This window comes from Sharpea azabuensis DSM 18934, from assembly GCF_000702165.1.
Classification (GTDB): Bacteria; Bacillota_I; Bacilli_A; order Erysipelotrichales; family Coprobacillaceae; genus Sharpea; species Sharpea azabuensis.
The window spans coordinates 25,180-51,548 of the sequence record NZ_JNKU01000010.1; the positions used below are offsets into that span (position 1 = coordinate 25,180).

27 protein-coding genes are annotated in these 26,369 nt (G+C 36.2%); 6 read left to right on the top strand and 21 right to left on the bottom strand.

Features of this window, described 5'->3' with window-relative positions; genetic code table 11:
- Nucleotides 1–2 precede the first annotated feature (2 nt).
- From rplI to T529_RS0103190, 5 genes are all read right to left on the bottom strand, one after another.
- Nucleotides 3–449, bottom strand: coding sequence for a 50S ribosomal protein L9 (rplI, locus tag T529_RS0103170; protein ID WP_033162176.1), 447 nt, complete (start codon nucleotides 447–449; stop codon nucleotides 3–5).
- A gap of 1 nt (nucleotide 450) precedes the next feature.
- Nucleotides 451–2,412, bottom strand: a complete 1,962-nt coding sequence (locus tag T529_RS0103175; protein ID WP_033162177.1) for a GGDEF domain-containing protein — start codon at nucleotides 2,410–2,412, stop codon at nucleotides 451–453.
- 1 nt (nucleotide 2,413) lies between these two features.
- Nucleotides 2,414–3,325, bottom strand: a complete 912-nt coding sequence (locus tag T529_RS0103180) for a DUF2232 domain-containing protein (protein WP_033162178.1) — start codon at nucleotides 3,323–3,325, stop codon at nucleotides 2,414–2,416.
- 293 nt (nucleotides 3,326–3,618) lie between these two features.
- Nucleotides 3,619–4,392 carry a 4,5-DOPA-extradiol-dioxygenase gene (gene ygiD, locus T529_RS0103185; protein WP_033162179.1) on the bottom strand — a complete coding sequence of 258 codons (774 nt, stop codon included), beginning with the start codon at nucleotides 4,390–4,392 and terminating at the stop codon, nucleotides 3,619–3,621.
- Nucleotides 4,393–4,405: 13 nt separating this feature from the next.
- Entirely contained in the window at nucleotides 4,406–4,750 is a 345-nt protein-coding gene (locus T529_RS0103190) for a MoaF-related domain-containing protein (RefSeq protein ID WP_033162180.1), read from the bottom strand.
- A 142-nt stretch (nucleotides 4,751–4,892) separates the two neighbouring features.
- On the opposite strand from T529_RS0103190, the gene T529_RS0103195 reads away from it, so the two are divergent.
- The 4 genes from T529_RS0103195 to T529_RS0103210 all read left to right on the top strand — a co-directional run bounded on the left by T529_RS0103195 (nucleotide 4,893) and on the right by T529_RS0103210 (nucleotide 7,778).
- On the top strand, nucleotides 4,893–5,267 hold the full coding sequence (locus tag T529_RS0103195) for a winged helix-turn-helix transcriptional regulator (protein ID WP_033162181.1): 375 nt from the start codon (nucleotides 4,893–4,895) through the stop codon (nucleotides 5,265–5,267).
- A gap of 643 nt (nucleotides 5,268–5,910) precedes the next feature.
- Nucleotides 5,911–6,621 (top strand): AzlC family ABC transporter permease, encoded by a 711-nt coding sequence (locus tag T529_RS0103200; RefSeq protein ID WP_033162182.1) that lies wholly within the window; start codon nucleotides 5,911–5,913, stop codon nucleotides 6,619–6,621.
- Nucleotides 6,618–6,953 carry an AzlD domain-containing protein gene (locus T529_RS0103205; RefSeq protein WP_081823048.1) on the top strand — a complete coding sequence of 112 codons (336 nt, stop codon included), beginning with the start codon at nucleotides 6,618–6,620 and terminating at the stop codon, nucleotides 6,951–6,953. Before T529_RS0103200 ends, T529_RS0103205 begins: the two co-directional genes overlap by 4 nt.
- Before the next feature lie 42 nt (nucleotides 6,954–6,995).
- The gene (locus T529_RS0103210; protein ID WP_033162183.1) at nucleotides 6,996–7,778 is read left to right on the top strand and encodes a PhzF family phenazine biosynthesis protein; all 783 of its coding nucleotides are present in this window, start codon (nucleotides 6,996–6,998) and stop codon (nucleotides 7,776–7,778) included.
- An 87-nt stretch (nucleotides 7,779–7,865) separates the two neighbouring features.
- Here T529_RS0103210 and treC read toward each other — a convergent pair whose 3' ends face one another.
- Together treC and treP are read right to left on the bottom strand one after the other, a co-directional pair.
- Entirely contained in the window at nucleotides 7,866–9,491 is a 1,626-nt protein-coding gene (gene treC / locus T529_RS0103215; RefSeq protein ID WP_033162184.1) for an alpha,alpha-phosphotrehalase, read from the bottom strand.
- Between the two features lie 8 nt (nucleotides 9,492–9,499).
- Nucleotides 9,500–11,437, bottom strand: coding sequence for a PTS system trehalose-specific EIIBC component (gene treP, locus T529_RS0103220; protein WP_033162185.1), 1,938 nt, complete (start codon nucleotides 11,435–11,437; stop codon nucleotides 9,500–9,502).
- Nucleotides 11,438–11,595: 158 nt separating this feature from the next.
- Here treP and treR point away from each other — a divergent pair, with 158 nt between their 5' ends.
- A complete protein-coding gene (gene treR, locus T529_RS0103225; RefSeq protein WP_033162186.1) occupies nucleotides 11,596–12,321 on the top strand; it encodes a trehalose operon repressor in 726 nt (241 codons plus the stop codon).
- A gap of 196 nt (nucleotides 12,322–12,517) precedes the next feature.
- Here the strand turns inward: treR and T529_RS0103230 are convergent, their stop codons facing one another.
- The 5 genes from T529_RS0103230 to T529_RS0103250 all read right to left on the bottom strand — a co-directional run bounded on the left by T529_RS0103230 (nucleotide 12,518) and on the right by T529_RS0103250 (nucleotide 18,289).
- Complete coding sequence (locus T529_RS0103230) at nucleotides 12,518–13,501, bottom strand: ADP-ribosylglycohydrolase family protein (RefSeq protein WP_162172985.1); 984 nt, start codon at nucleotides 13,499–13,501, stop codon at nucleotides 12,518–12,520.
- Between the two features lie 62 nt (nucleotides 13,502–13,563).
- Entirely contained in the window at nucleotides 13,564–15,174 is a 1,611-nt protein-coding gene (locus tag T529_RS0103235) for a hypothetical protein (protein ID WP_033162187.1), read from the bottom strand.
- The gene (gene tnpA / locus T529_RS0103240) at nucleotides 15,167–15,580 is read right to left on the bottom strand and encodes an IS200/IS605 family transposase (RefSeq protein WP_033162188.1); all 414 of its coding nucleotides are present in this window, start codon (nucleotides 15,578–15,580) and stop codon (nucleotides 15,167–15,169) included. Before tnpA ends, T529_RS0103235 begins: the two co-directional genes overlap by 8 nt.
- Nucleotides 15,558–15,755 (bottom strand): hypothetical protein, encoded by a 198-nt coding sequence (locus T529_RS0103245; RefSeq protein ID WP_033162189.1) that lies wholly within the window; start codon nucleotides 15,753–15,755, stop codon nucleotides 15,558–15,560. Before T529_RS0103245 ends, tnpA begins: the two co-directional genes overlap by 23 nt.
- Before the next feature lie 608 nt (nucleotides 15,756–16,363).
- Complete coding sequence (locus tag T529_RS0103250; protein WP_033162190.1) at nucleotides 16,364–18,289, bottom strand: oxidoreductase; 1,926 nt, start codon at nucleotides 18,287–18,289, stop codon at nucleotides 16,364–16,366.
- A 67-nt stretch (nucleotides 18,290–18,356) separates the two neighbouring features.
- Here T529_RS0103250 and T529_RS0103255 point away from each other — a divergent pair, with 67 nt between their 5' ends.
- The gene (locus T529_RS0103255; protein WP_033162191.1) at nucleotides 18,357–18,986 is read left to right on the top strand and encodes a TetR/AcrR family transcriptional regulator; all 630 of its coding nucleotides are present in this window, start codon (nucleotides 18,357–18,359) and stop codon (nucleotides 18,984–18,986) included.
- Between the two features lie 328 nt (nucleotides 18,987–19,314).
- On the opposite strand, the gene rpsR is transcribed toward T529_RS0103255, so the two are convergent.
- From rpsR to folD, 9 genes are all read right to left on the bottom strand, one after another.
- Nucleotides 19,315–19,545 carry a 30S ribosomal protein S18 gene (rpsR, locus tag T529_RS0103260; RefSeq protein ID WP_033162192.1) on the bottom strand — a complete coding sequence of 77 codons (231 nt, stop codon included), beginning with the start codon at nucleotides 19,543–19,545 and terminating at the stop codon, nucleotides 19,315–19,317.
- Nucleotides 19,546–19,561: 16 nt separating this feature from the next.
- Entirely contained in the window at nucleotides 19,562–20,137 is a 576-nt protein-coding gene (locus T529_RS0103265) for a single-stranded DNA-binding protein (RefSeq protein ID WP_033162193.1), read from the bottom strand.
- A gap of 13 nt (nucleotides 20,138–20,150) precedes the next feature.
- Nucleotides 20,151–20,444: a 30S ribosomal protein S6 gene (gene rpsF / locus T529_RS0103270; protein WP_033162194.1), complete on the bottom strand. Its 294-nt coding sequence runs from the start codon at nucleotides 20,442–20,444 to the stop codon at nucleotides 20,151–20,153.
- Between the two features lie 446 nt (nucleotides 20,445–20,890).
- Nucleotides 20,891–22,309, bottom strand: coding sequence for a glycoside hydrolase family 1 protein (locus tag T529_RS0103275; RefSeq protein ID WP_033162195.1), 1,419 nt, complete (start codon nucleotides 22,307–22,309; stop codon nucleotides 20,891–20,893).
- 82 nt (nucleotides 22,310–22,391) lie between these two features.
- Nucleotides 22,392–23,024 (bottom strand): 2-C-methyl-D-erythritol 4-phosphate cytidylyltransferase, encoded by a 633-nt coding sequence (gene ispD / locus T529_RS0103280; protein WP_033162196.1) that lies wholly within the window; start codon nucleotides 23,022–23,024, stop codon nucleotides 22,392–22,394.
- A 9-nt stretch (nucleotides 23,025–23,033) separates the two neighbouring features.
- Entirely contained in the window at nucleotides 23,034–24,107 is a 1,074-nt protein-coding gene (locus T529_RS0103285) for a CapA family protein (RefSeq protein ID WP_051646827.1), read from the bottom strand.
- Nucleotides 24,108–24,165: 58 nt separating this feature from the next.
- Complete coding sequence (gene ychF, locus T529_RS0103290; RefSeq protein ID WP_033162197.1) at nucleotides 24,166–25,266, bottom strand: redox-regulated ATPase YchF; 1,101 nt, start codon at nucleotides 25,264–25,266, stop codon at nucleotides 24,166–24,168.
- 59 nt (nucleotides 25,267–25,325) lie between these two features.
- Nucleotides 25,326–25,520 carry a DUF951 domain-containing protein gene (locus T529_RS0103295; protein ID WP_033162198.1) on the bottom strand — a complete coding sequence of 65 codons (195 nt, stop codon included), beginning with the start codon at nucleotides 25,518–25,520 and terminating at the stop codon, nucleotides 25,326–25,328.
- Nucleotides 25,520–26,368 (bottom strand): bifunctional methylenetetrahydrofolate dehydrogenase/methenyltetrahydrofolate cyclohydrolase FolD, encoded by an 849-nt coding sequence (gene folD / locus T529_RS0103300; protein WP_033162199.1) that lies wholly within the window; start codon nucleotides 26,366–26,368, stop codon nucleotides 25,520–25,522. Before folD ends, T529_RS0103295 begins: the two co-directional genes overlap by 1 nt.
- Nucleotide 26,369 lies beyond the last annotated feature (1 nt).

Here is a 26,369-nt window from a genome sequence, read left to right on the forward strand (position 1 = left end):
CCTTACTTCGCAATCAATTCAACAGTAATCTTACCAATAACACCTTTAAACAATTCAACTTCTACTTCTGTCTTACCAAAAGCAGCAATTGGATGTGGATTAATAATCTTTCTCTTATCCACTCTAATATCATATTTTTCTCTTAATTCCTTAACAATCTGTTTCGTTGAAACATAAGAAGTAGAAAGACCATCCTTGCCAACTGATGCATTAAATTTTAAGACTATTGTTTCAAGTCTTTTAGCAGTTGCTTCTGCTTCTTCCTTCAATACTTCCTGATTAGCTGCTTCCTGGGCTTTTAAACGATCAAGATTACGACGTTCACCTGCTGTTGCAAGAACGGCTTTATGATTCTTAATGAGGAAGTTCTGGCCATAACCATCTGCCACATCAACAATCTCATTCTTTTTACCCACTTTTCTTACATCTTCTAATAAAATAACTTTCATATTAAACATCTCCTCTTTCATTAAAATAAGCATCAATCGCATTATGAAGCATTTCAATCACTTCATCAATGGACTTATCAGTAATCTGGCAGGCAGCCATCGTAAAATGACCACCACCACCAAGCTTTTCCATAATCATCTGGACATTAATATCACGACTTGATCGTCCTGAAATCGCAACTGTATTCTTATTTAAACGTCCCACTGTAAAGGTGGCAAGAACATCCTGTACACTAAGCAGCTGATTGCTTGCCTTGGCAAGAGCTGATGACTGATGTTCTTCATTTTCTTCACCATGAGCAATAAGAATATGATCACGATATCGTACAGCAGTCTTGGTGATATCAAGGATTTCCTTTGTCTTTTCAAAAGAATCTTCCAATAATTCATAGGCTTGTACAACATTCGCATTCAGCTCTTTTAAACGTGCTGCTGACTGGAATGTACGGACACCCACACGCTGCTTGAAGTAGTTTGTATCAACCAACATACCAGCATACATGATTGTCGCATCCATTTCATTGAATTTCACATCAACATTCTGATACCCACATAATTCTACAATAAGTTCTACTGTTGATGAAGCAGAAGGCTCTAAATATGTAAGAATAGGCATTTCAATGAAGTCTTCACCACGACGATGGTGATCAATGACAACCTTATTCTTAACCACATCTAATAAACCAGAGGCAATTGAGAGTGATGACTTATGATGATCGACAAGGACCAATAAACTATCTTTATTGACCATCTCCAATGCTTCATTATAGCTACAAAGCAAGTCTTCATAGCGATCATCTTCACGCATCTTCATCGCAACATAACGTGTTTTTTCTTCAAGTGAATTAAAATCTATGACAATCTTTACTTTCTTATCATAGGCCTCAACAAGTCTTGCCATAGCCAATGATCCACCTAATGAATCAAGATCAGAGAACTTATGTCCCATGACAAAGACATTGCTGGAACGTTTTATTACGCCTGATAAGCTTGTCGCAATAACACGGGCACGGACCTTGGATGACTTTTCATAAGTATCCGTAGTACCACCAAAGAAACGAATATTATCCTTACCACTCTTAATAACAACCTGATCACCACCACGACTATAGGTCAGACGTAAGGCAGCTGTGGCATTCTCTTCTAGCTCTCTTAAAACTCTTGTCCCTCGACCAATCCCAATGGAAAGCGTAATGACTTCATCGAGCTCCATGCTTTTTTTCTTGAATTCATCAAGAATAGAGAACTTATCTTCAACAAGCTTCTTATAGATACGTTCATTAAAGAAAGCCATATAACCACCGGACTTAAAACGTCTAATAATCATACCATTCTCATAAGCCCAGTCAACAATCACCTTACGACTTGTCGATTGTATTTGTGCAGCCTTAGATTCATCAGCATTCTCCAATGTCTCATCAAAGTTATCAATGGTAATATAGGCCATACAGATCTGACCATCATCATAATCCTGTTCCAATGAATAGTATTGGGTAATATCTTTTAAGAAGATCATGCGTGTTTCTTCAGAATTATAACATTCAAACTTCTTACCTTTAACATCAATAATACGTATATCATCACTTTCAAATAAACCAGCTAATGTAGGTTGCCAGTCCAGTAATTTCAGACCGATAATTTTTAATCCCATGGCAGATAAGAGATCAGAGATCCAGGTAATATTACGACTTTCATCATATTGAATAATACCTACACCACCAAAGATCAAAGCATTATTACTATCTTCATTTAATGCTTCCGCAACACTCACCGCATTACTATTCAACACATATCCTAAATAAAAGAGTAAAGCAATCAGAATACCATTACGAATTGTGACATAGAGGGAAAAGGGTAACATATTGATCATTGAAAAAATGCCATATAATCCATAAAAGATAATGATTTCTAAAAACAATAGCGCAATAATAATATTACGTACTAATGCGACCTTCTTCGTCATCTTACATCCCTCCTTCTTTGACCTTCCTATTATACATAATTTTCGCTTTTAAATCACTTATTATGTCAATGATCCCCACAAGCAATAAAGCCATATTAATAGGTGGAATAAACAACAAGATAATGCTTATTCCAGCAAGCTTAGGATGATGTTCCAACAAATAGAAACTCACCACACTCATCCCATCAACCATAATAATCACCATCGCAATGACATCAAGATAACGTAATACGATATTATTATTGCGAGCTAAGAGTGCCTGACAGACGAGATAAACAACTAAGACAATATAACCGACAACACGATTAAGCTTGAAATAAGCGATATGGAAGAAAGCTGGGAACTGAATTTTGTTTTTGACAACACGCATTAAAACCACCTGTGTCAATAAGATCACAACATAACTTTCTAAGACACTCATAAAGAGTATGGCAAGGGGAATAAGGCTTGTAAATGTTGTAACAGATAATCTTTGTTTCATAGTTGGTACTTGTTTGACAATCATGTCATACATTTCCACCATCTCTCTATGCATTGATATACCTAAGACCCCTGCAAAGACTTCATAGATCAAGATATTAATAATAAAGGATACGATAAAGCTTGAAAAAAGCATGACACCACCACTCTTCTTACGCTTCAAGCACTCGCCAATAACGATCCCAAAGCCACATGTCTCTAGGGCAATTAAGCTAAACATCAGCTGTCCTTGTAAAAAGACAATAAAGAGGGATACAAGAGCTACAATAAGACTCTCTCTTAATCGGCTGTGGTAGCTATAGTAGACAAAAGGCACAACCATAAAATAGCCGATTAACGTATCAAACATTGTTCCACTCATTGTATTAAGAATACTCATGACGCCAAACATAGCCGCAATCATAGCACCCTGTACTAATTTATTCGTTTTCATAGACATCTCTCCATTTAACTCTCAGTTTACACTTTTATCATGGAAACGAAAAGAGTGAAGCATAAGTCTTCCTCATAGTTTTTTGAATTAGATCATTGCATTCTCACAAATGATTCCCATCCTTTAGTTGATATGTCGTTCACGAGTAATAAGAAATTTAAAAGATATGCACAACTCCATTCCTACGTACAAGTATTTTAAATACAAAGAAGAAAGATTAAGCAGAAATATCTTTGAAAAAAAGAGGACATTAGCACTTATGCATATGTCCTCTCTTCAATATTCTTTTGTGTTTACATCCCAAAGATAAATCCCGTCATTGCCATCGATCCTAAGTTGGCAACATTGTTGAAGACTTGTGGGACTTCATTTTGTGTTGCGCCTAGGATATAGAAGAGTGGCATGAAGTGGTCCGGTGTTGGTACAGCATAGGCTGCATCAGGGTGTGTTGTGAAGTTCAGTACAGCTTCATCATCACGCTGACTTACTTTATCTACAATATAGCTATTAAATCTATCCGTCATTTCAGTGCCATGGGGATTATCCCATTCGACACGCATTAAGTTATGAACAACATTACCACTCGCAAAGATCAAATAGCCTTCATCTCTCAGTTTCGCAAGCTTCTGACCAATTTCATAAGCCTTACGAGGTGTAAAGTATTTATTCACTGATAATTGTACAACAGGAATATTTGCCTCAGGGAACATATGAACAAGAACGGACCAAGTTCCATGATCAATACCCCAGTCATCATTAACCTTGACTTCAGGCCCTAATGTCTTTAAGACTTCGTTTGTCAGTTCCTGACTTCCTTGTACTGGATATTTTAATTCATAGAGTTCTTTTGGAAAGCCATACATGTCATAGACCTGCTTTGGGGGATTAGCGGACTGAATAGCTGTTTCACCAATATACCAATGGGCAGAAATAGCTAAGATAGCTTTTGGTTTACCATATTTCTTTAAGACATCTTCACCTACTTTTTGCATTCCATGGGTGATTTCATTATCTTCTAAGGCAACCATTGGACTTCCATGTCCTGAAAATATAACTGGCATTCTCATATCATCATTCCTCCTAATCTTCTAATACTGTAAGTGTTCCTTTATGAAGAAGCTTTGCACGATGACCATGGGCATTTTCATCAGGCCATGTCATAAAGGCATAAGCAGTTCCTTCTCTAAAATTCGCAATCTGAGATACAACTAATCCTGTTTCTTCAATCCAGTTAATCATATACTCATCTTCTCCTATTTCATATGAATCATAAAGTTCCTTTTCAACTTCAGGGGCACCTTCGGCACGCTTTGCCAAGGCTGTCCACTTTAATTCATTTTCTGATAAATATTCAATCACAAAATGATAACCTGTCTCATAATTGACATCGACTCTCTTACCTTGATATTTTTCAAATACACTCATAGTTTAACCTCCATTAGTATTTATTTCATACTCACTATATTTTCTTGAATTTCTTTTCCTCTATCATATAATAGAACTAAAGAAAAACAAGTAGGATTATTTTATAAAGTTAGTATCAAACACTTGAGTAATGGAGGCTTTTATGAAAAAAGAACAATGTGAAAAGGCGAATTTGTTTGGGAAATGTCCTTTCGTGACAACTCAACAGCTTATTAAAGGCAAGTGGGCAATCCTCATTCTACATGAATTATCTGATGGTCCCGTACGTTTTAAAGAACTACAAAGAAATATTGATATCACCCAAGCCACACTCTCTTCACAATTAAAGTATTTAGAGCAGGAAGGTTTAATTAAGCGTAAGGTTTATCCTGAAATACCACCTAGAGTAGAATACGCATTGACGGATATTGGCTATTCTTTTACACCTGTGCTTAATGAAATAGAGAAGTGGGGTATGAAATATATTGATTATTTGAAAGAGAAAAACAAAGAAAAAAGTGTAAGCGCAAACAGTTAAAAAGTACACATTCCGTTCATATAACTCACATATATTAACCTCGTCAACCAAGAGTTGACCACATAAATTTTCCCTTTTGAAATATTTCGACAAAATAATTTCGACAAACAAGAAGAAGTCTACTCCTCCCAAGTAAAGACTTCTTTTTGTTTAGAAACTACAATATAATCAAGAATAGAATACTGTATTCAGAAATAATTATATAACTAAATCCTATTGTACATATTATGTTCATATTAAAAACTTATATTATAAGTGTCAGAAAGAGCTGACAATATAAATACTTTCCCTAATAGTATTTCCAAAACATTCTTTATATGAAAGAGAAGCCTTTTTCCTCCCAAGAAAGACTTCTTTTTCATTTCTATACATAAAATAATATTTTCTTAACACAAATTACTTTATGAAAACATATTGTACACATTGTGTTCATAAATGAGGCTTATACTAAGCTTGTCAGTAGAGAACTGACACCATAAATACTTTCCCCAAAGTACATAAAAAATTTCCCTTTGAAAATATTTCGACAAAACATTTTCGACATTGAAGAAGAAGTCCTTTTCCTCCCAAGAAGAACTTCTTTTTTCTTTGTCTTTTTATACTGTTTATTTTAGAATAGAGGCAATAAAAAAGGAGAATCTCTATGAAAACAAAAGCATTGAAAGCCGCTTTCCCCTATACCATACCCATCTTTGCAGGTTTCTGGTTTCTTGCCTTGGCTTATGGGATTTTAATGAATAAGAATGGATTCTCATTTGTTTATCCATTCTTTATGAGTTTACTGATTTTTGGTGGTTCTTTAGAGTTTATTGCCGTTACCCTCTTAATGTCACCTTTTGCCCCTGTAGCTGCACTTACAATGACATTACTGATCCAGGCAAGACATTTATTCTATGGTATTGCAATGTTGGATAAGTATAAGGATATGGGTTGGAAGAAATATTATTTGATTTTTGGAATGTGTGATGAAACATTTTCTATTAATTATACTGCTGATATTCCTGAAGACGTGGATCGAGGCTGGTTTATGTTTTTTGTGACATTGTTGAATCATTTGTACTGGGTGTCTGGTGCAACTATTGGTGGACTGATTGGACCCTATCTCCACTTTAATACCAAAGGACTTGATTTTGTCATGACAGCGATGTTTTTGACAATCTTTATGAATCAATGGATGAAAGAAAAGAAGAAATATACAGGATTAATTGGCATTATCGCCACAGCTCTATGTTTAATTCTTCTAGGCAAGAATCATTTCATGATTCCTGCTATGATGGCCATCATCATACTCCTTACACTCTTTAAAAAGCCTATCAGTACAGCCTATACAGAAAGCGAGGAAAATGCACAATGAGTCCAATGACAATCCCCCAACAAATTATCACTATCGCCATGTGTATTTTAGGAACAATGTTGACAAGATATTTGCCTTTTCTCATTTTTTCAGATAAAAGACCAACACCACAATATATTCTCTATCTTGGCAAAGCGTTGCCTTGTGCCATCTTTGGCATGTTAGTGGTTTATTGTTTAAAAGATGTATCGATTCTTTCAGGCACACATGGTCTTCCTGAATTGATTGCCATTGGTGTAACTGTCGCTCTTCATCTTTGGAAGAAACAGATGTTGTTGTCAATCGCTGGTGGGACAATGACTTATATGCTTCTTATTCAATTATTCTTCTAAAAAACAATTAAAGTGATTTATATGAATATAGGTGATATTATTATGAAACAATATATTGTTGATGCTTTTACAAATAAAGTATTTGCAGGAAACCAAGCTGCTGTATGTATTCTTGACGTGTGGCCTGATGACAAGTTAATGCAAAGCATTGCCAAAGAAAACAATTTCTCAGAAACAGCCTTTGTAGTAAAAGAAGGAAATACGTATCATTTACGTTGGTTTACACCAGGTGGTGAAATAGACTTCTGTGGTCATGCAACACTAGGTACATCCTATGTCATTCTCAATTATTATGAGAAAGATCAACAAGAAGTATCCTTCAAAACACAGGTTGGAAAAGTAACTGTAAAACGTAAAGATGATCTTTATGAGATGGATTTTCCTGCATACACTCTTAACAAGGTTGAAGTTACAGATCAAATGGAAGAAGCTCTTGGCATACGTCCAATAGAAGCCTATATTGATCGAGATTTAATGCTTGTATTACCAGATGCAGCTTCAGTAAGAAATCTAAAACCTAACCTAAACAAGATCAAAGAACTTGAAGGATTAATAGTTGCTGTTACAGCACACGCTGATCAAGAAGACTTTGATTGTATCAGTCGTGTATTTGCACCTAAGCTAGGTATTCCTGAAGATCCTGTTACTGGCAGTACGCACTGCATGATTACGCCTTATTGGTGTCATCGATTAAGAAAGCAAGAACTCATATGTTTTCAAGCATCAGAAAGAAGTGGTATTCTCTCTACAAAGCTTTGTGGAGATAGAGTGAAAGTTGCAGGTCAAGCAGTACTCTTTTCAAAAGGAACAATTCTTGAGGGCTAATTATGAAATGAAATAACTATATGCTCAATACCTTTTTCATATATAGGAAACATATTAACAATATTAAAGGGGCTAAATGCAGCCCCTTTATTTACGTAATACAATTGTTGCATAAGGTGGAAGTTTTAGTGTTTTTTCTACTGTTATTGGGTAATTGGAAAGAAGTGTTGTGTAGCTTAAATAACAATCTTCTAGCGTAACTGTTGTATCCTGATTCCACATATTACAAATAACAACAAGTTCATCATCTTCATATTGACGTTGATAGCTCATAATATCTTCTCGGTCATCATAAAGGAAGCTGATTGTGCCTTCACTAATGACAGGAAGTTCATGTCTCAGTTCGACAAGCTGTTTATAGTAATTCAGGATAGAATCCTTGTCATTGATTTCTTCTTTGACATTAATATGTTTGTCTGTATGAGGCATAGTGATCCATGGTTCATGGTCAGAGAAGCCGGCATAAGTGCTGTCATCCCATTGCATGGCAGAACGGCTATTATCACGAGAACGGGCACTGAGTATATGGAGTGCTTCTTCTCTTGTATGTCCTTCTTCAAGCAATATCTTATAATAATTTAAGCTTTCAACATCACGATATTCAGAAATATCTTCATAATGACTATTCAACATGCCCAGCTCTTCACCTTGATAAATATAAGGTGTACCTTGCATCATATGAATCATTGTCGCAAGCATCTTGGCAGATTCTTTCCAGTACTTCCCTTCATCGCCAAAGCGAGAAACAATTCTTGGCTGATCATGGTTGCACCAGAACAAGGCATTCCAGCCATGTCCTGCCTGCATACCAAGCTGCCAGTTCTTGAAGAGTTCTTTAAGTTTCTTATAATCAGGATCCATGAGTTCCCATTTCTTGTTGTCTTTGTAGTCAACTTTGAGATGGTGGAAGCTAAATGTCATTTTGAGTTCTTCTCTTTCACGATTAGAATACTTGATGCAGTCTTCGAGTGATGTTGAGCTCATTTCTCCCACAGTTATCATATCCTTGATACCTGTATCATGAACTAATTCATGGATATATTCATGGACATGTGGCCCATCAGTATAGTAACGACGGCCATCACCTTCATAGTCGTTGTCATAGCTTCCTTTAGAAATTAGATTGATGACATCAAATCTAAAGCCCTTAATACCTCTTTCTTTCCAGAAGCGAATGACATTCTTAAGTTCTTCACGTACATGAGGATTGTCCCAGTTTAAGTCAGCCTGTGTCTTATCAAAGAGACATAAATACCACTTCTTCAATTCTGGAGCATAGTTCCAGGCTGGCCCACCAAACTTAGACACCCAGTTATTAGGGATGTCTTTTGAGTCTTTGAAGATATAGAAGTCCTGGTAATAGGGATCTCCCTGTAGTGCTTTCTGGAACCATTCATGGTCTGTTGAAGTATGGTTAAAGACCATATCCATCATCAAACCAATATCTCTTTTATTTGCTTGGTTGATCAATTCATCTAAGTCTTCATCCGTACCATACATAGGATTGATATGATAATAGTCAGCTATATCATAACCATTATCTCTTTGTGGAGATACTACAAAGGGTGTTAACCATAAATAGTCTACGCCAAGATCGTTTAAATAATCTAAGCTTTGTGTAATACCTTTTAAGTCACCAATACCATCATGATTGGTATCTTTGAATGATTTTGGATAGATTTGATAAATGACTTTGTTTTTAAAATCAGTCATAGACTCACCTACTTCATTGTAATAATTGGTGTATTGAGATCTGCTTTCATACCTGTATGTAGTTCTGTATCTTTAGCTAGTCCTTTATCTGTGATGATACACATAACTGTATCTTCATGGTTGGCTGCTTTGATTTTGTCTTTAGAGAACTTGATTAAAGGTGTACCCTTCTTAACAACATCACCAACACGCACTAAGTTTTCAAAGCCTTCACCATTCATATAAACAGTATCGAGTCCAATATGAATAAGTAATTCCGCACCATTTTCTAACTTCAAGCCAACAGCATGTCCTGTTTCTTCCATCATAACCTGTACTTTAGCATCACAAGGAGCTTTGATTTCTTCACCATCAGGTACAATCGCAACACCTTCACCCATTAAGCCTTCAGAGAATACTTTGTCATGAACGTCTTTAAGTGGGATGACATTACCTTCAACACAGCCACATACGTCTACTTGCTTAGAGGAAACTGTAAATTCTTCTTCTTTTTTTACATCATCAATATCAGCAACAAGACCCTTTTCTGATTCAGTTAAGCGTTTCTTACCTAAAATCAATACAAGAACAATTGGTACAACAATTGCGACAGCCATACATAATGCGAATGATCCCCAATATTGTGGTTTAATAGAAAGAATACCTGGTAAACCACCAACACCAATACCATTAGCTGTTGTATTCGTTAATGTACATAACATACCAGCAAGACCTGAACCAATCATGCCACATACAAATGGGAAACGATATTTCAAGTTAACACCAAACATAGCTGGTTCAGTAACTCCTAAATAACAAGAGATAGCTGAAGGCATATTGACTTCCTGTGCTTTCGCATTTTTCTTCTGAAGAATAGCCATACCGACAACAGCAGAACCCTGAGCAATATTAGATAAAGCAATCATTGGCCATAAGCCTGTACCCTTGAAATCAGCAACTAACTGTAAATCAATGGCATTGGACATATGATGTAAACCAGTAATGACAAGAGGAGCATAGAAAGTACCAAATACTGCACCAAATAAAACCTTGACTGGGCCTGTAATACCAGCATAGATGACTGCTGAGATAGCTGAACCAATCTTCCAGCCAATAGGACCAAGTACGAAGTGTGCCATCATAACAGCAAGTAATAATGAACAGAATGGTACAACAATCATAGAAACAACTTTAGGTGTAATCTTCTTAAAGAAGCGTTCTAAGTAAACAAGTGTAAATGCAGCAAGCATAGCAGGAATAACCTGTGCCTGATAACCAATCATATTCACCTTGATAAAGCCAAAGTTCCATACAGGAATTTTGCTGGCAGGTGTTGAAGCAACTGCATATGCATTTAATAATTGTGAAGAAGTTAATGTAATACCAAGCACAATACCAAGTATTTCTGTTCCTCCCATCTTCTTCATAACACTCCAACAAATACCAAGAGGAATACCAATATGGAAGACTGCTTCACCAATTAACCATAAGAAACTATCAACACCATTCCAGAACTGTGAAATCTGCACCAATGTCTTTGTTCCATTATCAAACATATAAATAGAATCAATAACATTTCTAAAACCAAGAATTAAACCACCACAAATAATAGCAGGAAGTAATGGCGTAAAGATTTCAGCTAAAGTACCAACAAGTCTCTGTAAAACATTCTGGTTGGCTTTAGCCGCTTTCTTAACAGCTGCTTTATCAACGCCTTCAATACCAGAAACCGCAATAAAATCATCATAGAAATCACTAACTTCATTACCAATAATAACCTGGAACTGACCTGCCTGAGTAAATGTCCCCTTGACAATACTCATCTTTTCAATATTATCCACTTCAGCCTTTGCAGGATCAGCTAAAACAAAACGCATTCTTGTCATACAGTGTGTTACAGCACTGATATTTGTACGTCCGCCAACAAGTGTAAGTAGCTCTTTGGCATCTTCAATATACTTTCCCATCTTTCGAAATCTCCTTTGTACTTGTTTAAACATGTTTAACACAGTTATTATAACATCTTGTTTAAACAAGTCAATGTATAACGCTTACAATTTTATAAAAATATTTGCAGTTTTATTTTGAAAAGGTAAAATGGTTCTTATGACGAGGAGGTCGTGTTGTGCCAAAGAGTAAATTCGAACATATCTATCGTGATTTAAAAGAAAAAATCGAATCAGAAGAATATCCCTATATGGAATTATTACCTAGTGAGAACCAGCTGATTGAAGTTTATGACTGTTCACGTAATACCGTAAGACGAGCTATCAAGATGTTAGCGACAGAAGGCTATGTCCAGTCCCAGCATGGTGTTGGGGTTCGTTCACTTTATCGTCCTATTCATCGTACAAACTATCTCATTGGTGGTATTGAAACTTTTAAAGACTCTGCAATCCGTAATAATATCACAACAAGTACACACGTTATTTCTTTTGAAGATATCATTTGTGATCAAAAGCTTGCTGAAACAAGTGGTTTTGAAGTTGGTACACCTCTCTACTATATTAAAAAGGTGCGTTGTATTGATAACAAACCTGTTATTCTCGATATCAACTACTTCAACAAAAGAATTATTACCGATCTTACGAAAGAGATTGTTGAGCAGTCTTGTTATGACTATTTTGAGAATGAATTACATATCGATATTGCGACAAGCAAGCGTCTCTTCACGGTCGAGCGTGTCACGAAGCAAGATCAAGAAAATCTAGAACTCAATGACTATAATTGTATGGCTGTCATAAGAGGGCATGTCTTTACGGCAGGTAGCGAACTCTTCGAATACACTATCAGCAGACATCGTCCTGACTATTTTGCCTTTGCTGATACAGCAATTAGAAAACATGTTTAAGAGGCTTCTACGTGAAGCCTTTTTCTCATACACATCATTTGTCATAGCACCTATCTAGAAGAAATCACTTACAAAACACCACAAAAGTGCCAGTTAACTAAACTAATTTGAATAAATAACAAAAAAGTTTAGTTAACTGGCACTTTAAAGACTTTATTTCAACTATTCATCTCTTAATTAATCAACAAGCCTTTTCTTACTGACATAATTTTCTTGCAATAGTTTCAGCCTGGTCACGGTCACGTAGCTGTTTAAGCCAAAGTTCTGGAATGGCATCATAGCCATATAGAATAACTGCAAGACCACCGGCTACACAAGCTGTTGTGTCCGTATCATCACCTAGATTGATTGCCGCTAAGACTGTATCTTTGTAGTTATCATTATGAAGTAAGCACCAGACGGCTGCTTCTAGTGTACTGAGGACATAGCCTGAGGAATCGATTTGATCACGTCTAGCAGTCAAAAGTTTGCCTGAGAGAAAACGCTTGAGTTTACGATCACAGCCACGCTTAAATCTTAAACAGACATCTTGATATGCTTCAATAGCATTCATCCCATGAAGTAAATCTACAGCCATTTCAACATAAATCTTACAACAATCAATCGATAACTTATGTCCATGGGTCATTGAAGCAACTGCTTCAACATTCTCTTCTCTAAAATCATCATCTATGTATTTAATGGCAACAGGAAGAATACGCATTAAGGCTCCATTGCCATTATTATGAACACCTTTCAATCCAGCATCAGTTGGATAGATGCCATTTGCGATATTGTAAATAGCCGTATTGGTGGTTGCTCCAATATCAAAGACAACACCATCAGGTGTATAAGCACCTGACATGCGCCATTTCACAAAAAGATTGCCAATTTCTTGTATGCTCATATCCTGTCCTAGTCCATCAGCTAGTGCTAGTAATAATGCGGAATCATCGGACCATGTGCCTAAAGGCTGATTATGATATCCACCTGATGTCATACCAGTTGCCTTAAAGCTATCACGTTTCCTAAATTCATAAGGTACACCTAGGGCATCGCCACTGACTGCTCCCACGGGCAAGCCCGTGGGGTTCTGATTGCCAAGGGTAGCTTGTAATCGTACACCATTTTCAGGCTTTGGAGTTACAAGTGTAAATCTGTCTGAATCAGGACTTTTATTACCAAGCGGTCCTACGACCACATTAACGGTAAATTTCTGCCTTGCAGCAAGGGAGTACAGTCAATCTCCCTGATATTGAATTGTTAAGCTACTTTAATTCCGCTATTCAGTATCTTGATTTTATTAGCTTTAATCCATGTGATCAGGGCTTTTTCTTTGTTGTAGCATCTTTCAAATTCTGCATTGCATTTGTCTTTATCTATGTTCTGTGTTCTATAATCGTAGCAGTAAAGCAGATATGATGAGTACCAGTCTCTTTGTACTTCAGTGCCATCACGAAGTTTATACAGCCTGTCAGACAGTTTCTTTTTGATGTAATCATCGGCAGTGTGGTCATACTGGCTTGCCCTGTAATTGTTCGGAACCTCTATGTACGTACCACCCGTGGCCTTGAATTTCCTTTCTACCGCAGTCTGGAATCCAGAAGGGCATCTGTTCTTTATGGACTTGCCAAAACGCTTTTTCCTATTGAACTTGCCTTTACTGTTAACAGTAGTTTCTTTTGTGCGCCTCATGAGCCTGCTCGCATTTTTAGATTCAGTCACAAACGTATCTCCAAGACTTCGTAAGTGGTTGGCATCTTCGTTTATTGCAAGCTGCCTGTTGACCGCGTTGATACGGCATAATTCAGAGTGCTTGGCTTTTAGCTGCTTATAATGATTAGAGTATTTCCATATTTTACGGCCTTTCTTCATCGTGCCATCATCATTATAGTTCTGAGGATTCGTAGCCCGCCTTGACCTGTCCATGGCGCGGTAAAGAAGTCGTTCCTTTCTTTCGGATGTCTGGATACTGTTACCACGCTCCGAAAGATTCTTTAAGCCAACCTCGGTATCTGATGTATATGCAACCGTCTGCGTTCCGATATCAGCGCCTATCGTGCCCTTGCCGTATATGTGACGGGGATTGCCATGCTTGCCATATTTGGGCATCGCTTTCCCTTCGATGGTCAGATGAAGATATAGTCTGTACTTGCCTCTTATCATCTTAGGCACGAGAGTAGCATAGCATGGTCTATATGTATCTATGCAGCAGGCATCTTCGATAAGTGTATTAATAGCTTTATTATCTATGTTCTCTGGTTCGGCAAGATAAGATAAAACAGCATCTACTTCATCTTGTTGAAATCTGTCATCTGCCTGTATTCCAAACATAGTTTTACCAAGCCTGAATTGCAGTTTATTGTCCTTAACAGACATTGAGATGCCACGGTTTATCTGTTTTGCCCTGATGCATGGCAAATCTCCGTATTTAGAAAAATGAATAATGCCGCCATCACCATAAAGACATTTTTCCATCCCGTTCCAGATATCTTCGGCTTTAGTAAGAGCAAAAACAGCATCTATGCCATATTTCTTGCCTATGGGTATCATGGATCTTCTGCAATAATCCCATGTGATATTGTAGGATATCTGCATTTCGTTGAGCTGCTTTGCCAAAGCCTTACGTTTATCTTTGTCTTGAGTATCCCCATATAATTTAAGCAATTTGCGGTATCTCTTGGTACGTAAAAGCTGGTCATAATTCTTTCTCATAAGCCCGACAAGTTCATTCCCGGCCTTGCGTATCCTGTCTGACAGAGCCACGACTTTTAACACATCAGAATACGGCATATCGGTTTCGACAGCCAGGATGTGCCTGTCAGAAAGTTTATGAAACTGCTTCAAGATTTTCTTGTATTCTTCATCAGTCATGATTTTTCTGTTCCTCGATATATCTCTTAACTGTAGCTTCGCTTATATGTCCTGCCGTTGATACAAAATATCCCCTTGACCATAATACCCCACGACGGGAGTAAAACTGCTTCAGCTCTGGATACGCCTTAAGCATCTCAATAGCACTGATGCTTTTAAGCGTCCTTGCTATATCACAGGGAGCAACCGTCTGCGGGCAATCCACGAATATATGTATATGGTCTGGCATCACTTCCAATGCTTTGATTTCATATCCGTATTGATTGCAGATGTCAGCAAGGATGTTTTTTAGTTTATCGTCAGCGCCTTTCTGCAATACAGTGAATCTGAACTCAGGGCACCAGATGATATGATACTGCGTCAGATATTTACAATGCGAAGCACTATGATATTGTTCCTCGCTCATTGTCTTTTTCACCTAATTGATATTTTTCCTGAATCCCTCTGCGCATCAGGTCAAGGAATGTAATGGTTTTACCTTCCTCGACAGAATAGATGCGTGCAAGGTTCTCAAGCTGGGTCTTCCATTCAGAAGGAATAGAAATATTGATTTGTACATTATTGCTTTTAGAACGTGCCATTATTTATAATACCTCCATGCTTTCGTCATGATGTGCTGTTATTGTAAAAAGTATTGCCTTATATGATTCACACATGTTTATATCCTCATAAGCTGAAACTTTTATTAATTTATGCATAGATTATATATTAAATCTATGTATATGACAAGTAGCAAAAATGTAATTTTACATAGAAAAGCGGCTTTCATCATACCACCCATTATTTGATTATTATTCATATCAATCTCCCTTTTTTGAAGTCAACTCCACCTTAGCAACATTTTATTACTTTTTTATAAACTGGTCAGTCTTGTGCGCACAAAACAATCAAAGAATTGCTAAATACAAACTATCGGAGATAAAAGAAAAAGCCCTGACATAAGTCAGGACTCAAAGTACAGATTATTCACCAACATAAGGTAAAACACTTATTTATCGTTTTATCTGGAACAAAATCGTTAATTTAATTTGAAAAACTGCGTTATTTTGTGGCTATTTTTAATTATCATATGCAACTGTCAATTATATTTTCTGAAACTTTCACGTATAAATGTGTCTTGTGTGAATTAACATTATCTTCCTATTATGGAAAAGTTAATAGTGTTTCCTATACTATATTTTATATGTTTTTAGTGAATTAATTTAGCTGCAATGTATCCTTCGTGTACAGCATCAAAAATTTGACGTACACGTTTAGCATCACCAACATTAAATACTTGCATATCTGTTTCTTCTTCTAACTTTGTATAGATAGAGTTATCTGGAACAAAACCTGCTGCAATAACTACATTATCACAAGCTACATTTTGTTCATTACCATAACGGTCTGTTAAGACAATAGTATGATCCCCTACTTCAATTAATCTTAAACCTGTTTTAATTTCAATATCTGTTTGAGAGATTGCAATTGAGTATGCTTGGCATGCATTCGACTTTTGTGCTAAGAAATGATCAGTCATTTCTACAATGATTACTTTTTTACCTTCAGCTTTTAATTCCAGTGCTGTTTCTGCACCAGTGATACCTCCACCAATAACAGCAACTGTATTACCATCAACTTTTTTTCCACCTAAATAATCCATTGCATTCACTACCATTTGACTATCAATATTTATGGCTTTAATTTTTCTAGAAACACCACCAGTGGCAGCAATACATACATCATAATTACCTGCAACGATTTCTTCATATGTTGCTTCTTTATTAATAACTGTAATATTCTTATGTGCGTCAATATGATCTTTATAATATGAAATTAAACGGCGAATATTCTTTTTGTTTTCTGGTTTTGCTGCTTCAATCATCGCACCACCAAATTCGCGTTTTTCATAAATTGTTACTTTATGACCATTATTTGCAGCTGTTAAAGCAGCTTCACATCCAGCGGGTCCTGCACCAATAACAACAACATTTCTTGGATTAGTTGTATTAATTGTTTCTCTTTCAAATTTATATAAACCTGGATTAACTGTACAATGAATAGTTGTATGATTTAATAAACCTCTATCTAAGCAGCCAATTAAGCAGTTAATACATGGTTTAATTTCACTTGCTTGACCATACTCAGCTTTAATAGCCCAATGTGGATCTGCTAATTGAGAACGACCTAAAGCAACAAATTCACCGCAACCATTTTTCAACAATTCTTCTGCTTCATCAGGTGTAAAAATATTATGACCTACAAAGACTGGAATATTAACTGCATCAGCAATTTTTTTACAGTCAGCAGCATTGAAACAGTTAGGCATTAAGAATTCCATTGCAGCAGTTGCATGAGTACCAGCCATAACGTTGATATAAGATACTCCTTCTTTTTCTAATGCTTTCGCAACTTCTATTGTTTCATCTAATGTGATACCTTCTGGTTCCCAGTCAACTGTACTTAATTTAACACCAATTGGGAAATCAGGACCACATTTTTTCTTCATATCTCTTACCATTTCAATTAATAAGCGCATACGATTATGTAATGATCCACCATACATATCTGTTCTATGATTATCATGTGGTGATAAGAAGTTTGTTGGAATACATCCAGCTGCACCATGAATTTCTACAATATCAAAGCCTGCATGTCTACATCTTAATGCAGCATCACCAAATTTTGAAACTAAGTCATGAATTTCATCTACAGATAATTCTCTTGGTAATTTAGCACCTGCTTCATACCATGGTTCAAAAGTGATTGGAGATGCACCGATAACGTCTGCACTACCAACGAAACCAGCATCACGACCTGGATGAGCTAACTGCATACCAGCTGCAGCACCATGCATTTTTAAAGCATCAGCTAACTGTGATAAACCTGCAATGAATTCATCACCATCAGCACGCAAACCACAAGATGTCATTGGAACAGGAGTTGCGTTATCCATAAAAATTAAGCCAGCACCACCTTCAGCCGCGTCAACATATGCTTGAATCTGTCGTGAACTTACTGAACCGTCAGGATTTCCTAAATAAGTTCCCATTGAATTACGAACAATTCTGTTTTTAAGCACAACATTACCAATTTTTCCTTTTTTAAATAAATTAGGATAATATTTGTTTTCCATATTATTCTCCTCCATTTTATTTTATCTAGATTAAATTATGATATAATCCTCATAAGAATAAAATCACATGAAAAAACAAAAAAGTTGCTTAAGCAACAAAAACAGAAAGAAAGTTGCAAAATATATGAAAGAAGATTTACGTGTTATCAAAACTAAAGAAAATATAAAAAAGAGTATGCTTCATCTTCTTAAAAAATATGCATTTAAAGATATTACTATGTCCATGCTGGTAGATGAATGTCGAATTAATAAAACAACATTCTATCGTCATTATTCAGATAAATATGACTTAATTGAAAAGATTTCTAAAGATTATATATCCTTATTTAGTAAAGCCAGTTCAAACTTTGTAAATGGTATCAATGTACATAATATTGATTGTTTAATTCAATTCTTTGATGATAATAAAGATGAACTTTTAATTTTAGAATCAAAAATACTACCCATTAATATATTTGAAGATATGCATACGATCATGACATCAGACCTTTGCACATATTTCAAAAAATCTATTAATCAGGATGATTTAATTAAACTATATGCATCTCTTATTTCAAATAATATCTTAACAACCATTAAATGGTACCATAAAAACTATTTAAATTTTGAAAGAAATCAGATTATTCAAATTGTTTTACAAACCGTTGAAACAGGACTTGAACAATCAATCACTGCTATCATGAAGGGCCAAAAATAACTCTAACATTTTTATAAAATATGTTAAAGGCTATGGTGAAACAGGACTTGTATGTAAACAAAAATCCACTATTAATTCGTTTTTACTTTATATAAAACAAGCAATAAAAGAAAACCAATCATAAAAGGATTAACAAAATAGTTAATCCTTTTATGATTTTCTATTTGCGTTTCACCTTCGTTAGTAAACTGCTCTTTAGAGCTCAGCAGTATAATAATCAAGATAAAATTACTTAACTATTTTGTATATACATTAATTTACTCTAAAAGAAAAAAGACCACGATAGATTAAATCTTCGAGGTCTTCTTAGTTCTTGTATCGTTGAGTATTATTCACCAACGTATGGTAATAAAGCCATCTGTCTAGCTCTCTTGATAGCTCTAGCTAACTGTCTCTGATACTTAGCTGAAGTACCAGTTACACGTCTAGGGATGATCTTACCATTAGCTGATACGAATCTCTTTAATAATTCTACATCTTTGTAATCGATGTATTCGATTTTATTCTTAGTGAAATAGCAGACTTTCTTTCTGCCCATTCTCTGTCTTCTGAATGCCATAGTCTTTTCCTCCTATTTAAAATTGAATGTCGTCATCCATGATATCATATGCATTAACATCATCACTGAAGTCTTTATCTAAATCGACCTGTGTTGAATTTGTATCATAGAAATTGTTTTGACGATTTGTATTATTGGACTGATTATTGAATGTATTTTGCTGGTTTGAATAGTTATTTTGTTGATTACCAAATGCATTCTGATTGTTGTAAGAGTTGTTGTTATTGTAAGAAGACTGGTTGTTATAGCTTCCCTGTGGTCTAGCTTCTGCTTCTCGACGTGATTCGAGGAACTTTACACTATTGCACATCACTTCAACAACATAGACTTTCTGTCCCTGGTTGTTTGTGTAATTTCTTGAACGAAGTGAGCCATCAACACCTACAAGTGAGCCCTTATGACAATACTGAGCTGTGCTTTCTGCAGCTTTATTCCATACAACACATGGAATGAAGTCAGCAGACTGACCATCTTGAGTTGTGAATCCACGATCTAAAGCCAATGTGAAGCTCGTAACAGCAGTGCCATTACCAGTTCTTCTTAGCTCAGGATCTCTGGTCATACGACCAACCAGGACAACACGATTAATCATTTAGTGCACCTTCTTATTTTTCGTCACGACGTAAAGTTAAGTGACGTAAAACATTAGCGTTGATACGTGATAAACGTTCGAATTCAGCAATATCATCAGTGTTAGTATGAGTATCGATAACTACATAGTAACCCTTCTTGTAATCCTGAATTTCATAAGCTAATTCACGCATACCCATTTCTTCAGATACGTTGTCAATAACACCGCCATTTGAAGTGAGGACACCTTTTAAATCTTCAAGAGTCTTGTTTCTCACATTCTCTTCTAAATCAGGTTTGAAGATCATCATAATTTCGTACTTATTCATTCTTTTTACCTCCTTTGGTCTAAACGGTTCCTGAACGGAACAGGGCAAGTCACAACTTGCTTTGACATCATATCACGATGCACTATAAAAAGCAATCACAAATCCAAAAAGTGACCAAAATATCATAAAAAATCAATACACATCTTTCTAAGTTTCATAAACATAAATAAAACGATGAGCTTACCCCTGCAAATACACTCATCGCTCTATACTCTCATTTAAGCACTTTTAAACCTTTATTCTTCAAGAGCCTTTTTAAATCTTCCATATTTGCATATCTCATAGCGTCATGATTGCGGGAAATTCATCATGCTTCCTAGTGATATCAAGAAGCTCTTTTGAATGTGGTTTTTCAAAAGCGAAAAAGGACGGTTACTACCTGTTATGGCATTTCCGTCCTTAAAATATGTAGGGTAGAAGATCTCCTCTTGATTGCTGAAAGAATATTAGTCAGCTAAATCTTCACCATTAGAAGCAATGACTTTCTTATACCAGTAGAATGAGTCTTTTCTATATCTATTTAATGTACCAACTTCTTCATCAGTTGTATCAACATAGATAAAGCCATATCTCTTTCTAATGCCTTCATGTGTTGAAACTAAGTCAATAGCAGACCATGGGCAATAACCCATCATTTCAACACCATCAGTAATAGCGAGTTTTAATTGTTCAATGTGTGCTCTTAAATAAGCAATACGATAGTCATCATGTACTTTACCGTCTTTTGTAAGCGTATCATATGCGCCTAAACCATTTTCCGTTACGATCATTGGTAAATGATAACGGGAATATATTTCTCTCATATTAGCTCTAAAGCCAAGTGGGTCAATTTCCCAGCCAAATTCAGACTTTGTAAGATAAGGGTTGTTGAAGCCTTTATAGTAACCTGCTTCTCCTCTTGCAGTTTGCTGGTCAGCACCTGGATTTAATACTTCATTCACATCAGCATGCTGTACTGTTGCTGTTGAATAATAGTTGAATCCTATGAAATCAGGATGTGCTGCTTTTAGGGCTTCTTCATCGCCTTCTCTAAATGTAGGTGTGGCATCATGTTCTTCAAGATAACGCCATACTAAATTATTATAACGACCATAAACTGCCATATCTAAATAGAGCCAGTTTCTAATAGCGTTGAATTCCTGTGCTGCAAGAATATCTTCAGGCTTACAACTTGCTGGATAGACAAGTGAGATATTGGGAGCAGGACCAATCTTGTCTTCTGGGAACATTTTATGCAATAAGGCCATAGCTTTTGCCTGTGCTACCAACATATGGTGATTCTGCTGATATGTTTCTTTTACGACATTTTCGCATCCTTCTGGGATATGTAATGTTCCAATTAATGGTCCTACTAATGTCAACATATTCTGTTCATTAATAGTCAACCAGTATTTTACTTTAGAACCATAGTTTTCAAATAATACACGGGCATAGTTTTCAAACCATTCAACTGATTCAGGATTAGACCATGAACCTCTTTCATCCAATGCTGCTGGCATATCAAAATGGAACATTGTCACTAATGGTTCAATATGATGTTCTAAACAACAATCAATAACTTTATGATAATGATCAATACCTGCCTGGTTTACTTCACCCGTACCCTGAGGTAAGATTCTTGTCCAGGCAATAGAGAAACGATAGACTTTAAAGCCCATTTCAGCCATTAATGCAATATCTTCCTCATAGCGATGATAGTGATCAGCACAAATATCCAATGATGCTGTCCCAGCTGGTAATTCTTTGACATCCTGGCATGAAGGGCCTTTTCCATCTGAGAGATTTGCACCTTCTACCTGATATGCGGATGTTGAAGCACCCCATAAGAAATTTTTTGGGAATTTTTTTAAATTCTTATCTAACATATTCTTCCTCCATATCTTCCACGACTATTTTACATAAAATCGCTTATATTGTGTTGTATTTTCAGTTCTAGAAAATAAATAGTTAGAGGTCTTGTGGGGTTGTAATTTTCTTATTGTTATAGTCACCCATCACTACATAGACATCTTCATTTAGCGCTTCAACACAGCTTGCATCATCGGTAACGGCAAGATGATGTTCGTTGACATAGTGATAGGCCTTTGTAATCAAAGATGTCTTAAAGGCCTGGGGTGTCTGGGCGTTATAAAGTTCGGAACGTTTTAATGTTTCAACAACTTTACCATCTATTACACGTTTGACTGTGTCAATTGAAGGTACCATTGCAAGTGTTGCATCATGTTCTTCTAGGCTTGCACATAAGCGATCAAGCAAGTCTGGCTTGATAAAACAACGTGCTCCATCATGTATCATGACATAGTCCTGGTTAACAGCTTTTAAGCCGTTGAATACGGAATCCTGTCTCTCAGCTCCACCTTCTACAAAGACAATACGTGAATCGGTTATGAGCTTTTGGAAGTCTTCTTGTTCTTCTTTCTTTGTCACAACGATGATTTGTTGGCAGCGGGGATCATTTAGGAATACATGCATAGTCTTCTCATAGACGGTTTGACCATCAATGACATAAAACATCTTGTTGTAGGAGAGACCAGTACGTTTACCTGCCCCAGCACAGAGAATAATTGCACTATAATTCATTTTTTCACCTTATTTCTTTAAAGTGCCGTCTTCATTAAAGGCAATCTTGAAGACGGATGAAGATTGGTTGACTTTATTGATAATACGTTTTTTTGTTGTTCCTTCAGCAATTGTTGGTTGATAGTTATTACGGTTTGTAACGGATGAGATGGATGCTGGAATGATTTTGATATTGTCGTTGTGTTCAAGCTTGTCATTCTTGAATGTAAAAGACTGCTGGAAAATCATCGTATCTTTGTCAGCAGGATTCTGATTGCCACCAAAACAGAAGTTACCAAGCGAATAAGCAATATAAGCATTCTTATACTTTTCTACACCCTGTACAACATGTGGATGATGCCCAATGACAAGATTAGCGCCCTTATCTATCGCATAATGGGCTAAATCTTTCTGCATTTGTTCAACGGTATATTGGCGTTCAATACCACCATGCTGGCTGACAATAATAAGATCAGCCCCTTCCTTCTTTAATTTCTTAATACCTTCATCAATATAGGTCTTACTCTTATTGAATTTTGTTTGATTTAGACCTGAGAAATCAACACCAATATTCCCAATCTTCTTTCCTTTGACTTCAACTAAAGAAACAGCATCATAGCTAGCATATGGCATCTTATTTTCTTTAAAAGTGTTGATGGTATCATCATAGCCTTCTTTACCATAATCATAGGCATGATTATTCGCAAAGCTCACTGCATCAACACCACCATCTTGAATAATCTTGATATAGTCTTTGTCGGCTTTAAAGTTAAATGTCTTTGTCACAAGACTATTACTATTCGTTAATGTGCCTTCGAAGTTAACTAAAGTGTAATCATCTTTTGTAAAAGTGTCTTTGACATTTTTAAAGAAGTAAGCTGGTCCATACTGTTTATAATATGGAATCATACTTGTGCTATAGGATGCAGTAGCACCTTTACCAAGTGTGACATCACCTGTTGCACTGATTGTGATTGTTGTTTCTTTTGTCTCTTTTGTTTTTGTTTCTTTTTTGACTGCTGGTTTATTCACTTTCTTTGTAGCAGGTGTACTTGTGCAGCCTGCAAGCAAGAAAGCTGTTAAAAGTAATGCAAGTTTTTTCATATTTTTCCTTCCCTTCTTTTATCATCTTACAAAAAAAAGATACCTATGACTAGGTATCCTATACATTAAATTTAAAGAACATGACATCGCCGTCTTTACCAACGTATGTCTTGCCTTCTTGTCTGATTTTACCAGCTTCTCTTAATGCATTCTCACTCTTATATGTCATCATATCATCATAAGAATAAGTTTCAGCACGAATAAAGCCTCTTTCAAAGTCCGTATGAATCTTACCAGCCATTTGTGGTGCTGTCATGCCATCAGTAAATGTCCAGGCACGACATTCATCAGGTCCAACAGTAAAGAATGTCTTGAGATTTAATAAATGATATGTTTCTCTAATCAGCTTATCCAAGCCACTTTCTTCAATACCTAAGTCTTCCATGAAGATTGCACGGTCTTCTTCATCTAAACCTGCCAGTTCACTTTCAATCTTAGCACAGATTGGAATAACATCAGCACCTTCATTAGTCGCATATTCTTTGAGCTGTAGATAGTATGGGTTGTCTTCTGGATTTTCAATATCTTCTTCACCCATATTAGCGACATAGATGATTGGTTTAATAGAAAGTAAATTATATTGGTTGACATAAACCATTTCATCTTTATCGAATTCAAGTACACGAGCAGACTTTCCTGCTTCGAGTGTTTCTTTGATTGGTGTAAGAACTGCCATTTCTTCCTGAGCATCCTTTTCACCTGATTTTGCTTTTCTCTCAAGCTTTTCAATACGTTTATCAACTGTTTCTAAATCCGCCATCACAAGTTCGAGATTAATTGTTTCTACATCACGTACAGGATCTACTGAACCATCTACATGCGTAATATCCTTATCTCTAAAACATCTTACAACTTCACAGATTGCATCTGTTTCACGAATATTCGCTAAGAACTTATTACCTAAGCCTTCACCTCTGCTTGCCCCTTTTACAAGACCGGCAATATCTGTAAATTCAAATGTTGTATGAATGACTTTCTTTGGATTAAAGAGTTTTGCGAGATCATCAAGACGATGATCGGGTACTTCTACAACACCGACATTGGGATCAATGGTAGCGAAGGGATAGTTTGCGGCTTCTACCTGTGAATTTGTGATTGCGTTAAATAATGTTGATTTACCTACATTAGGTAAACCTACGATACCAGCAGTTAATGCCATTTTCATTCACTCCTTTTATTCCCATTCATTCTATAATAAACCATACAAAAAAGCAAAGATTACTCTTCGCTTTGATGTACAACAACTTTCTTTAATTTCTTTTCAAATGCCTTTCTGCTAAACATGACAACAGCACCACAACCCTGACATTTGATTTTAATATCCGCACCCATACGAATGATTTCCCATTGATCACTCTTATGACATGGATGTGGTTTTTTCATTACAACAATATCATGTAATCCGTATTCCATTATTGAACCCTTCTCTTATATGATAATAATGTATTTTTCATGAGCATAGCAATCGTCATTGGACCAACACCGCCAGGTACTGGTGTAATGGCAGAGACTTTCTCTTTTACATCATCAAAGTCTACATCACCACATAGCTTTCCATTCTCATCACGATTCATCCCAACATCAAGAACAACAGCACCTTCTTTAACATAATCAGCTGTAAAGAACTTAGCCTTACCAATAGCTGCAATAAGGACATCAGCACGTGATGTGACTTCTTGAAGATTCTTTGTATGACTATGGGCAATAGTCACTGTAGCATTATGATGAAGCGCTAATAAAGCAACTGGCTTACCAACAATATTACTACGTCCCACCACAACAACTTCCTTACCATCTAAGTCATATCCAATCTCTTCAAGCATGACCATCATGCCATAAGGTGTACATGGAATAAAGCCCTCTTCATTTAAAAAGAGCTTAGCGATATTAGCTGGATGGAAGCCATCTACATCCTTCTCCGGCGCAATCGCTTTTAAGACCTTTTCTTCATCAATTGTCTTAGGTAATGGTAGCTGTACAAGAATACCATCAACACTCTCATCATGATTCAATTCATCAATAAGCTTTAATAAATCCTCTTCACTGAAATTGGCATCTCTATTAATACGTAAGCTTTCCATGCCAACATAGGCACAAGCCTTCTCTTTATTACGTACATAAACCTGACTTGCCTGATTGTCCCCCACAAGAATAACAGCAAGCTTAGGCACTCTCTTGCCTGTCTTTCTGATTTCTTCAATCTCAGCCTTAATCATATTTTTTGTTTTTGTAGATATCTCTTTTCCGTTTATTAATTTCATA

What these genes read in the sequence shown, in the direction of transcription:
- rplI (WP_033162176.1), bottom strand. Translation starts at nt 449, where the DNA reads ATGAAAGTTATTTTATTAGAAGATGTAAGAAAAGTGGGTAAAAAGAAT.
- T529_RS0103175 (WP_033162177.1), bottom strand. Translation starts at nt 2,412, where the DNA reads ATGACGAAGAAGGTCGCATTAGTACGTAATATTATTATTGCGCTATTG.
- T529_RS0103180 (WP_033162178.1), bottom strand. Translation starts at nt 3,325, where the DNA reads ATGAAAACGAATAAATTAGTACAGGGTGCTATGATTGCGGCTATGTTT.
- ygiD (WP_033162179.1), bottom strand. Translation starts at nt 4,392, where the DNA reads ATGAGAATGCCAGTTATATTTTCAGGACATGGAAGTCCAATGGTTGCC.
- T529_RS0103190 (WP_033162180.1), bottom strand. Translation starts at nt 4,750, where the DNA reads ATGAGTGTATTTGAAAAATATCAAGGTAAGAGAGTCGATGTCAATTAT.
- T529_RS0103195 (WP_033162181.1), top strand. Translation starts at nt 4,893, where the DNA reads ATGAAAAAAGAACAATGTGAAAAGGCGAATTTGTTTGGGAAATGTCCT.
- T529_RS0103200 (WP_033162182.1), top strand. Translation starts at nt 5,911, where the DNA reads ATGAAAACAAAAGCATTGAAAGCCGCTTTCCCCTATACCATACCCATC.
- T529_RS0103205 (WP_081823048.1), top strand. Translation starts at nt 6,618, where the DNA reads ATGAGTCCAATGACAATCCCCCAACAAATTATCACTATCGCCATGTGT.
- T529_RS0103210 (WP_033162183.1), top strand. Translation starts at nt 6,996, where the DNA reads ATGAAACAATATATTGTTGATGCTTTTACAAATAAAGTATTTGCAGGA.
- treC (WP_033162184.1), bottom strand. Translation starts at nt 9,491, where the DNA reads ATGACTGATTTTAAAAACAAAGTCATTTATCAAATCTATCCAAAATCA.
- treP (WP_033162185.1), bottom strand. Translation starts at nt 11,437, where the DNA reads ATGGGAAAGTATATTGAAGATGCCAAAGAGCTACTTACACTTGTTGGC.
- T529_RS0103235 (WP_033162187.1), bottom strand. Translation starts at nt 15,174, where the DNA reads ATGACTGATGAAGAATACAAGAAAATCTTGAAGCAGTTTCATAAACTT.
- tnpA (WP_033162188.1), bottom strand. Translation starts at nt 15,580, where the DNA reads ATGAGCGAGGAACAATATCATAGTGCTTCGCATTGTAAATATCTGACG.
- T529_RS0103245 (WP_033162189.1), bottom strand. Translation starts at nt 15,755, where the DNA reads ATGGCACGTTCTAAAAGCAATAATGTACAAATCAATATTTCTATTCCT.
- T529_RS0103250 (WP_033162190.1), bottom strand. Translation starts at nt 18,289, where the DNA reads ATGGAAAACAAATATTATCCTAATTTATTTAAAAAAGGAAAAATTGGT.
- T529_RS0103255 (WP_033162191.1), top strand. Translation starts at nt 18,357, where the DNA reads ATGAAAAAACAAAAAAGTTGCTTAAGCAACAAAAACAGAAAGAAAGTT.
- rpsR (WP_033162192.1), bottom strand. Translation starts at nt 19,545, where the DNA reads ATGGCATTCAGAAGACAGAGAATGGGCAGAAAGAAAGTCTGCTATTTC.
- T529_RS0103265 (WP_033162193.1), bottom strand. Translation starts at nt 20,137, where the DNA reads ATGATTAATCGTGTTGTCCTGGTTGGTCGTATGACCAGAGATCCTGAG.
- rpsF (WP_033162194.1), bottom strand. Translation starts at nt 20,444, where the DNA reads ATGAATAAGTACGAAATTATGATGATCTTCAAACCTGATTTAGAAGAG.
- T529_RS0103275 (WP_033162195.1), bottom strand. Translation starts at nt 22,309, where the DNA reads ATGTTAGATAAGAATTTAAAAAAATTCCCAAAAAATTTCTTATGGGGT.
- ispD (WP_033162196.1), bottom strand. Translation starts at nt 23,024, where the DNA reads ATGAATTATAGTGCAATTATTCTCTGTGCTGGGGCAGGTAAACGTACT.
- T529_RS0103285 (WP_051646827.1), bottom strand. Translation starts at nt 24,107, where the DNA reads ATGAAAAAACTTGCATTACTTTTAACAGCTTTCTTGCTTGCAGGCTGC.
- ychF (WP_033162197.1), bottom strand. Translation starts at nt 25,266, where the DNA reads ATGGCATTAACTGCTGGTATCGTAGGTTTACCTAATGTAGGTAAATCA.
- T529_RS0103295 (WP_033162198.1), bottom strand. Translation starts at nt 25,520, where the DNA reads ATGGAATACGGATTACATGATATTGTTGTAATGAAAAAACCACATCCA.
- folD (WP_033162199.1), bottom strand. Translation starts at nt 26,368, where the DNA reads ATGAAATTAATAAACGGAAAAGAGATATCTACAAAAACAAAAAATATG.